General features: G+C 31.7%; 12 protein-coding genes. 3 read left to right on the top strand and 9 right to left on the bottom strand.

The window, feature by feature from the left end:
* Positions 1-5: 5 nt before the first annotated feature.
* The 5 genes from IM755_RS03500 to IM755_RS03520 are packed head-to-tail and all read right to left on the bottom strand — an operon-like array spanning position 6 to position 5791.
* Positions 6-1697 carry a DUF6909 family protein gene (locus IM755_RS03500; protein WP_194093647.1) on the bottom strand — a complete coding sequence of 564 codons (1692 nt, stop codon included), beginning with the start codon at positions 1695-1697 and terminating at the stop codon, positions 6-8.
* Positions 1698-1740: 43 nt separating this feature from the next.
* Complete coding sequence (locus IM755_RS03505) at positions 1741-2550, bottom strand: carboxypeptidase-like regulatory domain-containing protein (RefSeq protein ID WP_194093648.1); 810 nt, start codon at positions 2548-2550, stop codon at positions 1741-1743.
* Positions 2551-2554: 4 nt separating this feature from the next.
* Positions 2555-3424 carry a carboxypeptidase-like regulatory domain-containing protein gene (locus tag IM755_RS03510; protein WP_194093649.1) on the bottom strand — a complete coding sequence of 290 codons (870 nt, stop codon included), beginning with the start codon at positions 3422-3424 and terminating at the stop codon, positions 2555-2557.
* 2 nt (positions 3425-3426) lie between these two features.
* Positions 3427-4917, bottom strand: a complete 1491-nt coding sequence (locus IM755_RS03515; protein WP_194093650.1) for a GH3 auxin-responsive promoter family protein — start codon at positions 4915-4917, stop codon at positions 3427-3429.
* 1 nt (position 4918) lies between these two features.
* Complete coding sequence (locus tag IM755_RS03520) at positions 4919-5791, bottom strand: murein hydrolase activator EnvC family protein (protein WP_194093651.1); 873 nt, start codon at positions 5789-5791, stop codon at positions 4919-4921.
* 130 nt (positions 5792-5921) lie between these two features.
* On the opposite strand from IM755_RS03520, the gene tatA reads away from it, so the two are divergent.
* Both tatA and IM755_RS03530 read left to right on the top strand, forming a co-directional pair.
* Positions 5922-6128: a twin-arginine translocase TatA/TatE family subunit gene (gene tatA, locus IM755_RS03525; protein WP_194093652.1), complete on the top strand. Its 207-nt coding sequence runs from the start codon at positions 5922-5924 to the stop codon at positions 6126-6128.
* A 106-nt stretch (positions 6129-6234) separates the two neighbouring features.
* On the top strand, positions 6235-8733 hold the full coding sequence (locus IM755_RS03530) for a T9SS type A sorting domain-containing protein (RefSeq protein WP_194093653.1): 2499 nt from the start codon (positions 6235-6237) through the stop codon (positions 8731-8733).
* A gap of 61 nt (positions 8734-8794) precedes the next feature.
* Here IM755_RS03530 and IM755_RS03535 read toward each other — a convergent pair whose 3' ends face one another.
* Positions 8795-10921 carry a Tex family protein gene (locus IM755_RS03535; RefSeq protein ID WP_194094455.1) on the bottom strand — a complete coding sequence of 709 codons (2127 nt, stop codon included), beginning with the start codon at positions 10919-10921 and terminating at the stop codon, positions 8795-8797.
* 81 nt (positions 10922-11002) lie between these two features.
* Between IM755_RS03535 and IM755_RS12875 the strand changes: the two genes are divergently transcribed.
* On the top strand, positions 11003-11248 hold the full coding sequence (locus IM755_RS12875) for a DUF1294 domain-containing protein (protein ID WP_394368301.1): 246 nt from the start codon (positions 11003-11005) through the stop codon (positions 11246-11248).
* Here IM755_RS12875 and IM755_RS03545 read toward each other — a convergent pair.
* The 3 genes from IM755_RS03545 to IM755_RS03555 form a co-directional block, all read right to left on the bottom strand.
* Complete coding sequence (locus IM755_RS03545) at positions 11213-12049, bottom strand: NAD(P)H-hydrate dehydratase (protein ID WP_194093655.1); 837 nt, start codon at positions 12047-12049, stop codon at positions 11213-11215. The genes IM755_RS12875 and IM755_RS03545 overlap by 36 nt on opposite strands.
* Before the next feature lie 25 nt (positions 12050-12074).
* Positions 12075-12506 carry a ribose 5-phosphate isomerase B gene (rpiB, locus tag IM755_RS03550; protein WP_194093656.1) on the bottom strand — a complete coding sequence of 144 codons (432 nt, stop codon included), beginning with the start codon at positions 12504-12506 and terminating at the stop codon, positions 12075-12077.
* 623 nt (positions 12507-13129) lie between these two features.
* A complete protein-coding gene (locus IM755_RS03555) occupies positions 13130-13369 on the bottom strand; it encodes a DUF2007 domain-containing protein (RefSeq protein ID WP_194093657.1) in 240 nt (79 codons plus the stop codon).
* Positions 13370-13408 lie beyond the last annotated feature (39 nt).

The raw sequence follows: 13408 nt of genomic DNA on the forward strand, positions 1-13408 counted from the left end.
AATGCTTATTTAACGTTAAAGATTTGTTCTAATATTTTAATCGTAATTAAATACGTAGGTTTTACTCCTGTGGTTCCTAATCCACCCGATGCTAATGTACTTCCTGTTTCTAAAGGGTTATCAGAAGCATAATAAGCGTATCTCACTTTTACATCTGGATTAATACTTTTTCTAATTTTTGAAGCCGATTGAATTGCTTTTTGATAATAAGCTCCTTCCATTTCTAAACCAATCGCTTGCCAAGTGGATTCGTGGAAAAATTTCAACAAATCTCTATTTTGAAGCGATGTTCCTAAAACCGTAATCATAGGTCCAGCAAAAACTGGAATTCCATTACCCTCAAACATTGCTGCCGTTAACTCATTTTCAAAAGGATAGTTATCTGCTGTTCCTTCATTTACATGAGCGCACGGAATCATGATATCTCCTTTTCCACCCTCTAAAATTCCAGCTTTACCCATAATGGAAACCGATTCTACATTTAAGAAAATTTTATTTTTCTTTTCTGCTTTGTAAGGTTTCAATAATTCATCAATCGTTTCAAATGCTTGCTCACCAAAAGCGTAATCCATTACAATGATAACCGGTTTTTCTTTAGCTAATTTAGCTTCTGCAAATATTGTTTTCTTGAAATCAATTTTAGCTGTATCAAAAATTTGAACGTCGATATTGGTTCCTGATGCATCTGGCAACGAAATCATTCCTTGTTGTAACGCTAATTCTTCTACTTTCTTGCGTAACTCTTTGTTTGCCGAACTACTTAAATCCTCAAATATCTGAAATTCAGGTGTGTTTTTGTATTTTTTTCCTAAAACTGGTTCTGCAAAAATAGAATTCATCACACTGTGCATATTCGCACTAATAATGTGAATTGGTCTATCAATTAAATCGTTTTTAAGTAAAACTTCTTTAATTGTGGTTGCCCAAATATCCCCATAAATATGATGACCTAATCGTTCTCTCAAAATCGGGCTGAAAGTTATCGTTCTTTTGTTATTATCGACTACTTCTTCGATAGCTAATTTTCCTAACCAATACACTACGTGTAAGAATCTGTCTGGAGCTTCAGCTGTAGCGAAATCGTCGTAAATGTCTTGTACTTCAGCGAACGTTCTTCCTAATACGTTAGCAGCATGAGAAATTGCTTTTTCACGATCAATCAAGCTTAATTTTTTAGTTTGTTTTACCGCTAATTCTAATTTTTGCCAATCGCGTGAAACTGAACCTTCATCATCAATTAAAACTCTATCTTTAATTTTGTGCGATTCGATAAAAATAAAGGTCAAATGCGTTAAAATATCGTAAATATCCGAACGACCACGTGTGATTTCCACATTCATTTGTTCGTCGTCAATACGGTAACAGTTTCTTCTTCTTTTTGGTGGAACAATCGCTTTAAAGTGCGAATTTGAATAGCCTTCATCTGAAGTTAAATTGATGTAACGGCATTCTTCAATTCCAATTGGTAAACGTTCAATTACGTATAAAAGCCCGTTTAATTCTACCTTTTCTTCGGCGATAGAACCGTAAATTTCTGGTCGAAGCGCTAATAAAGCTTCTCTTAAAGTTTCTCCTGAAACACCCATTGGTTTATAGAAACCTCTGTTAAATAAATGTCTCATGGTAATGTACAGTCGCTCAATAGCTGCTGAGGACTCTTGCGCTCTTGAGCGCGAAATGTTTTTAATGTCTTTCATTAATTTTTATATTTTCTAACCTACAAATGTAGTGTTTTTTATTTTAGTTCGATAAAATTAGGTTTATTGAGGGCTCATTTACGCTGATTTTTTCTGAATTTTCACCAGATTGCTTACTCCATTTTCCGTAAGCATATGTATAAAAAAAGTCTCTTTCAACATAATTATACAATACATAAGGTTGGTATTTGGTACCGGTTTTGTTACTTTCAATTAACAATTTTTCATACGCCACAAACATTCCTTTTTCTGGGAAAACCAAATCAAATTGCGAAATATTAAAACGATGTTTGATAACCCCTTTTTTCAAGGTAACAATGTAATCTTTAGTTAACAATTCTTCGCCCGGAAATCCGTTTTCATCTACACTATAAAAGTGAAGTTTTATTGTCGCATCATCTATTCGACTATCAGTAAAAATAGTTACTTCTTTTATAAACTTTGTTTTACTGTACGAAGCTTGATAAGGAAAAAACTTCGCTTCGATTTTTGGTCCGTTATCAAACGATTGAAAAATAGCGTTCTTGATATCGCCAATTTCAATTTGCTTGGATTGCTTTTTATTTAGAATTACGATTTCTCTTAAATCATAAGTGGTAGGTTTTAAAAACACTTCCGAAATTTCACTTCCTTTCAACGTTTTTCTTTCGTAACCTAAAACCGAAATCACAATACTTTTTTGTTTTGAAGCTTCTAAGAAAAATGTTCCGTCAGCTTCCGAAGTAGTTCCAATCGTTTCATTCTCCACCCAAATATTCACAAACGGAATGGGTTCGCCAGAAATACTGTCTTTTACTACGCCTTTTATTTGGGCTGAAATTGAAATTGATATCAAAAAAAACAAATACTTCATTGTTTTATTCTGTTAATGTAAGTTTCAATGCTAATTCAATCGATGAATAAATAGGAAAGTCATGTTTATCTTTTCCTTCATGATTTAATAATCTTAATGTTTTTGATTCAGAATAGAAGCCTAGTATTGTTGGTTCATATTTATAACCTCTTTTTTTTCCTTTTATTCCTGATTCAGTATAATTATATTCATATCTATTTTGAGAAATTCTTAAATACTCAAAACCTATAATAATCCCTTCAGAAGGAATTCTAATATTATAATTTGATAAATCAACTTTATTAATTTTTTTCCCTTTACTTATTGTAACGATAATGTTTTCATTAGTAACTTCATTTATAACATTTCCTTCAAAATCTAGATTAAAAATTCTAATTCTAACTAATACATTATTTAAGTTAGACCTAGTTACAAATTCTAATGATTTAACTTGTGGAAAATTCTTAATTTTATCGTTTGATTTTATAAACTTACCCCAAATATGTGTTTCTTGTTGACCAGAATTTGAAACTCCTATTTTAAGTTTTATTTTTGAAAAATCTCCAATAACAATTTCTTCTGGTTTCTTTGGATTTGAAATCACCACTTCATTTAATTCAAAAACCTTAGATTTTAATAAAATGACCTCGTTTTTAAAGGATATTTTTTTTGTTTCATAACCCAATGCCGAAAAAACCAATACTTTTTCTTCTTTTATATCTAATGAAAAACTTCCATCTGCTTCCGAAGTAGTGCCAATCGTTTCATTCTCCACCCAAATATTCACATACGGAATCGGTTCGCCAGAAATACTGTCTTTGACCACGCCACGGATTTGTGAAAACACAAATTGGGAAACGATAAGAAAAAACCAAATCAATCTTTTTTCTTTCATCTTTATTCTTTTATCTCAAAAAACTGTGCAATTTTTCTATCGTTACTTAATCTAGGTAATTTATTTTGTCCGCCTAATTTGCCTATGGATTTCATATAGTCTTGAAAACCATTTTTTGGAACGCTTGTGATGACTAATGTTCGCAGCACATTCCCAACAATCAAATCGTCGTAATACACGTTTTGTTTGCGCATCGCAGCATCAATTTTTAACGCGAAATCTTCTAGATTATTGGGTTCATTTTCGAATTCAATAAACCATTCATGATACGGCAAACCTTCGGTTGGTGTAATTTGTGGCGCAACTGTAAATTCATTTACTCGAATATCTGTTCCCTCCATTACTTCTTTTAGTGCTGATTCCACTTCTTTTCCAATTACGTGTTCGCCAAAAGCAGAAATATAATGTTTAATTCTTCCTGAAACGATTACTCTATATGGTTTTAAACTCGTAAACTGAACCGTGTCACCAATGTTATAAGCCCAAAGTCCAGCGTTAGTAGAAATAATTAAAACGTAATTGACACCTAATTCTACTTCGCCAATCGTATAGCGTTTTGGATGTTCAGTGAAAAATTCGTCTGCTTTTATGAATTCGTAGAAAATTCCAGAATTCAATAGCAATAACATTCCTTTATCTTTCTGAGAATCTTGATAAGCAAAAAAGCCTTCAGAAGCTGGAAACAATTCAATCGAATCGACTTTTCTCCCAATTAAATTTTCAAATTTCGCTCTGTAAGGTTCGTAATTCACACCACCATAAATAAACAAATTGAAGTTTTTGAAGATTTCGCCAACAGGTTTTCCTGCTTTTTCCTTTAACTTTTCAAAATACATTTGCACCCATGACGGAATTCCAGAAATCACCGTCATATTTTCCTTGATGGTTTCTTCTACAATGGCATTGACTTTAGTTTCCCAATCTTCGATGCAATTGGTTTCCCAACTCGGCATGCGATTTTTTTGTAAATATTTCGGAACAAAATGCGCTACAATTCCAGATAATCTTCCGAGTTTGATGCCGTTTTTTTCTTCTAAAATGGGACTTCCTTGCAAGAAAATCATTTTTCCGGATACAAATTCGGCTTTTCCAGTTTCATGAATGTAACTTAAAATCGCATTTCGAGCGGCTTGAATATGAAACGGCATTGATTCTTTAGTGAGTGGAATATATTTCGCACCGGAAGTAGTTCCAGAAGTTTTAGCAAAATATAAAGGTTTTCCTTTCCAAAGTACATTCTCTTCGCCTTTTACGACTTTATCTACATAGTGTTTCAAACCTTCATAATCTCGAACGGGTACATTTTGTAGAAAATCGGAATGCGTTTTTATTGAACCAAAATCGTGGTCTTTTCCAAATTGTGTTTGAGCCGCTTCTCTGATTAATTCTTGAAATACTTTTTGTTGGGTTTCAATTGGATTATTAGCCCATTTTTGAGTTTTGGCATGAATTCTTTTGGCAAATAACTTGGCCGCAAAAGCTTTTACTGACATGTTAATTGAAATTGATAAATTGGGTTGGATCAATTGGGAAACCATCTTTCCATAATTCAAAATGTAAGGTCGCACCCGAATTTTGAAGCGTATTTGCGTTTCCTGCAAGAGCGATAACTTCTCCTGATTTCACTGTGTTTCCTTGTTTTTTAGTTACCGAAGCCGCATTTTTATACACCGATAAAATATCATCTTTATGACGCACAATCACCACATAACCTGAACTTGGAGTCCAATCGGAAAAAATAATGGTTCCGGCTGCTACGGCTTTGATTGGTGTGTTATTCGTAAGTGCAATGGTAACAGCTAAATGTTTATTTCCAACATTATATTTTTGTAAAATACTTCCTTGTGCTGGGGGAAACAATACAAAACTTACTTTAGGTTTTGAAGTTTCAAAAACATTGTATTTGTCTTCTTTTATTACTTGTTCGCGAAGTTCTTTTTCTTTTTCTGTAGGAGTTAATCCTGATGCGTCAATTTCAGAAACGTCTAATGCTTTTATAGAATCTTTGTTTAATTTGGCATACTCTAAATCGCCAGTAAGTACTTTTTTGATAGAGGCAATATAAGCATTATTAATCTTCACCGATTTTTCAAGAGAATCTGATTTTATTGCCATTTCCAAGGCTTCTTGCTTCAATTTAGTAGAGGCATAACCTGGAATATATTCACGAAGTGGTGTAAAAGCAATAATATAAGTCGTTACAAAAATGATTAATATAGCGCCAACACTTGCCACTACAAAGACGTTCATTAAATTTAATTTTAATGAAAAAGTTTCTTCAAAAGTGTCTTCGTTAAGAATAACTAACCTTCTCTTGTTGAATAATTTTCTTAATAAAAGTTGTCTTTTTAGCCTTTTATTAGCCATTTTTAAAAGATATTAATTACACAAATATACTAAATACAACGGGTTTCTAATTTCGAATTGTATAATTAATCGTTAAAAAATAATCATTTGTTAATTTCTTTATATCTTTGTACTTTAAAATTTAGAAAAAATGAATGCACTAGCTATATTTTTAGGAGTTGTTGGTCCAACACAAGTTATTCTTATAATCGCTATTATTGTTTTACTTTTTGGTGGTAAAAAAATTCCAGAATTAATGAAAGGAATTGGAACTGGTATCAAAGAATTCAAAAACGCAGCAAAAGACGACCAACCTGCTAATTCTAAAAAACAAGAAGAAACAAAAGAAAAAGAGTAATTTTTCTTTTCCTTGAATATTAAAAATCCTAAACTCCTATTTAATGAAGTTTAGGATTTTTTTTAATTATTAGTATATTTATAAATAATTTTTTAAAACTAGACTTATGAGAGTTCTTTTTCTCTTTATATTTATTCAAGTTACATTACTTTGTAATGCACAAAACCAAGCTGATGTTTATCAAAATTTTGGGTCATACCCTGGATTTGATGGATCAGTATATGCTAGTGCTATTCAAAGTGATGGTAAAATATTGGTTGGTGGAATTTTTTACTCTTATAGAGGTTTATCAACTAAATTTTTAACTCGTTTGAATCCAGACGGCTCTGTTGATACTTCTTTTTCATTTGGAGGTAGTGGTTTCAATGGGGTTGTTTTTTCTATTGACATACAATCTGATGGGAAAATACTAGTTGGTGGTGCATTTACTACTTTTAACGGAGAATTTGCGAGTAGAATTATTAGATTAAATCCTGATGGCTCAAAAGATACTAGCTTTGTGGCTGGATTTAATAGTATTGTTCACTCTATAGTTGTTCAAAATGATGGTAAAATACTTGTTGGAGGTGAGTTTACTTATAATAATGGAATAGGAAACCGACTTGTTCGATTAAATTCAAATGGAATTATAGATGTTGGATTTTATACTGGAACTGGTTTTAGTATTCAAAGTGTTCGTGCAATTGCCCTACAAACGGATGGTAAAATAATTGTGGGAGGAGATTTTCAATCATTCAACGGAGAGGTGGTAAATAAAATTGTTCGTTTAAATTCTAATGGTTTTAGAGACTACTCTTTTAATACAGGAACTGGTTTTAATTATAATTCACTTGCGCCTCCTCCTATCATATGTATTACAATACAAACAGATGGTAAAATACTTATAGGTGGAACATTTTCTACATACAATGGTGTTTTTCGTGATGGCATTATCCGTTTAAATATCGATGGAACAATAGATAGCTCTTTTAACATAGAAACTGGTTTTAGTGGTAATGTACATTCCATAAAATTACAAACAGATGGAAAAATTGTTGTAGGAGGAGATTTTATTTCTTATAATAACATAAACTCTATAAATAAGATTGCTCGTTTAAACATAGACGGAACTTTTGACAATACCTTTAATACTCAAGGCGGTTTTAATAATGCTGTCACTTGCCTTTCTATCCAAAATGATGGAAATATAATTGTTGGCGGGCATTTTATTTCTTATGATGGTTTACTTCAAAATAAAATTATGTGCATAACTCCAGCAGGAGCTAAAAACGAAAATTTTAATACGGGTTCAGGATTTGATACCTTTGTAAACGCAACTTCTCAACAAACGGATGGTAAAATAATTGTAGCGGGTGCTATTACTAATTACAAAGGAATTCCAGAGAAAAAAATAATTCGTTTACATACAGACGGAACTAAAGACATTACTTATAATACAGGAACTGGTTTCAATAATAATGTGCGTTGCATTGCTAAACAAAATGACGGTAAAGTAATCGTTGGAGGGGAGTTTACTACATTTAATGGTAGCGCTCAAAATTATATCATTCGTTTAAATACAGATGGAACAAAAGACACAAGTTTTAATATTGGAACAGGCTTTAATAATTTTGTGAATACTATAACTATTCAAAATGATGGGAAAATTCTTGTTGGTGGTGATTTTAACTTGTATAAAGGAGCATTAGAAAACAAAATTATTCGTTTAAACAGTGATGGAACTAAAGACACATCATTTAATCCTGGAGGAGCAGGTTTTAATGATTCTATTAATGCAATAGTTATACAAAATGACGGAAAAATTCTAGTCGGTGGTGCATTTACATCATTTAATGGTTTACAAGAAAATAGAGCTATTCGTTTAAATAATGATGGAACTAAAGATACTTCTTTTAACCTTGGAACAGGCTTTGATTCTTCTGTTCAAGGTATTGCGGTACAATCTGATGGGAATATTTTTGTATTTGGTAATTTTAACAACTTCAAAAATCTTTTAGATAAGAAAATAGTTCGATTGAATTCTACTGGTTCAAGAGATTCTTCTTTTAACACAGGTATGGGTTTTTCTAACTCTTATGTTGATTATGTAAAATCTGTAATTATTCAAAATGATGGTAAAATTATTATAGTAGGTGCTTTTAATTCTTACAAAGGATTAGTTGAAAACAACATTATCAGATTAAACTCTGATGGAACAAAAGACACCTCTTTTGATACAGGAATAGGTTTTAATAATAAAGTCAATTGCATTAGTTCCCTAAATGATGGTTCAATACTTATTGGTGGAAATTTTACCTCATATAAAAACCTTATAGATAGCTCATTTTTAGTTGCTTTAAACGGAAATAGTGTTTTGTCTAACGACAGTTTTGATTTTCAAAACGATGTTTATTTCTGGCCAAATCCAACAAAAAACAATTTAAATATTAAGAATTTAGATAATATTATTAATTCAATAACTATATATAATATTGAAGGTAAATTAATTTATGAAAATACAAATGTTGGCACTACTATCGATGTTAGTAATTTAACTTCTGGCTTATATTTAGCTAAAATTGTAACCGAAAAAGGAACAATTACTAAAAAGTTTATTAAAGAATAATTTAACTTCAAATCATAAAAAAATCCCAAACTCTAAATTTAGAATTTGGGATTTTTTGTTTTTACAAAATCATCGTCAACTGAATTCTCTTTCTCGCTTCATCCACCTCTACGACTTTTACTTGCACATGTTGGTGCATTTTTACTACTTCGTTTACATCGGAAACATAGCCTTCTTTTAGTTGTGAAATGTGCACCAAACCACTTTCTTTGATTCCTAAATCTACAAAACAACCAAAAGCGGTAATGTTATTTACAATTCCGGGTAAAATCATGCCGGTTTTTAAATCGGAAATAGAGCGAACATTTGGATCGAATTCGAAAATTTTTGCAGCTTTTCTTGGATCTAAACCAGGTTTTTCTAACTCTTTTAAAATGTCTTTTAAGGTTAAAATTCCGATTTCTGATGTGATGTAGTTTTCTGGTATTATTAGGGCGATTTTTTCTTTATTGGCGATTAATTCAGTGGTTTTGATGCCCAAATCTTTTGCCATTTTTTCCACGATTGGATACGCTTCTGGGTGAACAGCTGAGTTATCCAACGGATTTTTTCCATCACGGATTCTAATGAAAGCTGCTGCCTGTTGGTACGCTTTTTCTCCTAAACGCGGTACTTTTTTCAGTTGTTTTCTATCTTCAAAAGGTCCGTTTTCGGAACGATAAGCAACGATATTTTCCGCCATTTTTTCACCAATTCCAGAAACATAACTCAACAACGATTTACTAGCGGTGTTGATATTAATTCCAACAGAATTCACGCAACTCATTACAGTACTATCCAATGCGGATTGCAATTTGGTTTGGTCCACATCGTGTTGATATTGTCCAACTCCAATCGATTTTGGATCGATTTTTACCAATTCAGCCAATGGGTCACTTAATCTTCTTCCAATGGAAACCGAGCCACGAACGGTAACATCGTAGTTTGGAAATTCTTCTCTCGCAATTTTACTAGCAGAATACACCGATGCTCCCGCTTCCGATACTACAAAAACTTGGACTGGTTTATCAAAAGCGATTTTTTTGATGAAAAATTCGGTTTCACGAGAAGCCGTTCCGTTTCCAATAGAAATGGCTTCAATGTTATACGCATTTACCATCGAACGGATTTTTTTCATCGCCATAGCAGTGTCGTTTTGTGGTGCGTGTGGATAAATGGTTTCGTTGTTTAGTAAATCTCCTTTTTCATCCAAACATACCACTTTACAACCTGTTCTGTAACCTGGGTCGATGGCTAAAATTCGTTTTTCACCTAATGGTGGCGCTAACAACAACTGACGTAAATTTTCGGAAAATACGTCAATCGCTTTGATATCGGCTTTTGCTTTTGCTTCTTGTAAGGTTTCGTTTGAAATGGCTGGTTCTAACAAACGTTTGTAACTGTCTTTAATCGCTAATTCTAAATGTTCGGTTGAGTCCGAATTTTTATTTTTGATGATGTTTTCTTCAATAAAATCTAAAGCTTCTTCTTTTTCGATTGCGACATTAAGTTTCACAAAACCTTCTGCTTCGGCACGCAACATAGCTAATAATCGGTGCGATGGTGCTTTGGAAATCGGTTCCGACCAATCGAAATATTGGGAGAATTTTTGAGCCGCTTCATCATCTTTTTTAGTTTTCACGACTTTGGTTGTGATTTCAGCTTTTCGTTGGAACAAACGACGTAAATTTTTACGGATAAAAATGTTTTCATTAATCCATTCGGCAATGATATCGCGAGCGCCTTGTAAAGCTTCGTCTTCATTTTTTACATTCTCATTCAAATATTTCGAGGCTAAAAACTCAATATCCTCATTTTTTTGACTCATAATGATTTTTGCCAAAGGTTCTAATCCGTTTTCACGAGCAACATCGGCTTTAGTTTTTTTCTTCTTTTTGTAAGGCAAATAGAAATCTTCTAATTCTTGTAAATCAAAACTATATTCGATTTTCGATTTCAATTCAGGTGAAAGCGCATTTTGTTCTTCAATCGATTTTAAAATGCTTTCTTTTCGTTTGATGATTTCGTCAAATTGCTTGTTTAATTTCGAAATGGCTTCGATTTGTACCTCATCTAAATTTCCGGTTTGATCTTTTCGGTAACGCGAAATAAACGGAATCGTACAATCTTCAGAAAGTAATTTTATAGTAGCTTCAATGCTTTTTGGAGCAATGTTGGTTTGGTTTTGAATGAATTGAATGTTGGTCATCGTAAATAAAAATTGAATTGCTAAAATACTATCTTTGGACAAAATTCTTAGCTTTTGGAAGTACTATTTATTTATTTAATTGTGATCAACAGCCTTTGTTTTTTAACTTATGGCTACGATAAATGGCTAGCTAAAAATAATAAAAGACGCATTTCAGAATTCAATTTACTTGTATTGGCTGGAATTGGTGGTACTATTGGAGGAATTATAAGCATTTATCTTTTCAAACACAAAACCAATAAATTTTCTTTTATTTTGAGTTTCTACGCAATTGCGATACTTCAGATTGTTTTATTGTATTTCGGAATTCAAGCTTTTAAAAGCTAATCCGATATTCTCAATAACATCAGTTATCAACATACTTTCTTCGCTTTGTGTTTGAAGTGTAATATCAGCAGCTAATCCGTGCAGATAGACTCCTAATTTAGCCGCTTCTAAAGTTGTATAACCTTGCGCTAAAAATGAAGTAATCATTCCGGTTAACGCATCTCCAGAACCGCCTTTTGCTAAACCTGAATTTCCGGTAGTGTTTTCAAAAGTGTAAGTTCCATCCGTAATAAACGTTTTATGTCCTTTTAAAACAATAACGCAATTTAATTCTTTAGCTTTTTTGATGGCTGTATTTCTTCTTTCAGATTCGGAAATATGTTCACCAAATAATCTATCAAATTCTTTTGGATGTGGCGTTAAAATACTTTGGATTGGTAAAAGAGAAAGCCAATCTTGGTTTTTAGCTAAAATATTCAAAGCATCGGCATCAAAAACAACTGGATTTTTGACCTTTATTAAAACGGAATAAAGTAATTTTTGAGCCGCATCGTCTTGATTAAGTCCCGGCCCAATTCCTATAGAAGTAAATCCTGAAAAATCGAATAATTCATCTCTAAAATGAAACATTGCTTCAGGAATACTTGTTGCTAAACTAACTTTTTCTGATTTTGGTATAGAAACGGTTAGTAAACCAACACCACTTCTTAAACAAGCTTTTGAAGCAATGATGGCAGCTCCTATTTTATTTTCAGAACCAGCAATTAACAAAGCATGACCATGTGTTCCTTTATGAGAATCACATGGTCGTTTTTTATAAGTGTTTTTAATGCAATTCAAATCTAATTTTAAAACTTCCATTTGAATTGATTTTTAAGATTATTGGTTATTTACAAGCGATTTTTTTTACGCGATTAGCGTGTCTACCGCCTTCAAATGGGGTATTTAAAAATGTGTCTACCATTTCAACAGCTTGCTGAATAGAAGTGTAACGAGCTGGAATACTAATAATATTCGCATCGTTATGTTGGCGTGCTAATGCAGCAATTTCTTTTGTCCAACAAAGTGCACAACGAATATCTTGATGTTTGTTAGCGGTCATAGCAATTCCGTTTCCTGAACCGCAAATTACGATTCCTAAATCGGCTTTTTTACTTTCTACATCGTAGGCTACTGGGTGACCAAAATCAGGGTAATCTACACTATCAAAAGAATCGGTTCCGTGGTTATAAACCGTATGTCCTTTTTCTTCTAAAAATTGAACAATAGCCTTTTTGTAATCTGGACCAGCGTGGTCATTTCCAATTGAAATTTTCATAAGTTGTTGTGTGTTTTATAGATGCAAAAATACTAAAGATATAGGAGTAATAACAATATGATTCAGGTTTTGATATTTTTTTAATCATTTCGTTTAAAATCAGATAATTATACAATAAACTAACCTTAAAAATACAGTTTGTTAACTTCTAAATGTAAATCGTTGAAAATCAGTTAATATTAAATTAACATTCATTGTTAACAACTTTGGATAGAAATTTAGAAGTTTTTTTAGGTTGTAAAGAAAAAATTCTTAATCAAAAATTGAAATGAAAAAATCAAGCAGAGTTATTATTTTTTGTTGAAAAATTATCAATATAAATTCACAGGTTATTAACATAAATTAACAAGTAAACTTATTTACAATTTTATACTGAAATTTAATTTCAACAGTTGTTAATAAGTAGAAAATAAAAATAAAAATAACTCAGATTTTCAATTCATTAAATAAAATTAGCATTGTTAATTAGTTTGTATAACTAAGAATAACTTTTAAAAACTACTTCTGTAAAAAAACTTATTCCACATATTAACACGCTATAATAACCATCATAAATTTAAATTTAATTAAAAATATTTTTTGTTGTTTTTAATATATGTTGAAAACTTTCAGCTTTAAAAAAATTAAACAATTTTTAAATGATCGTCTTCGTTTAGTTTTTTAAGAATTTCTTTTACGGTTGCTTCATCGTTTGGATGTACTTTTAATTTGATTCCGCCGTAAGCTATTGTGGCAAAAGGATCGATTCCAACGATAGTTTCGTTTTCAAAAAAATAAGCAATTCCTTCTTGCTCTAATAAATTTTTAATAATTAAAGTTTCGTGTTGGTAGTTAAAAATAGCAACGGTTACAAAATTTTCCATCTGAATTGATTTACTCTATAAAGTTACGATAAGTTATTT

It is taken from the genome of Flavobacterium proteolyticum, assembly GCF_015223105.1.
Taxonomy (GTDB): Bacteria; Bacteroidota; Bacteroidia; order Flavobacteriales; family Flavobacteriaceae; genus Flavobacterium; species Flavobacterium proteolyticum.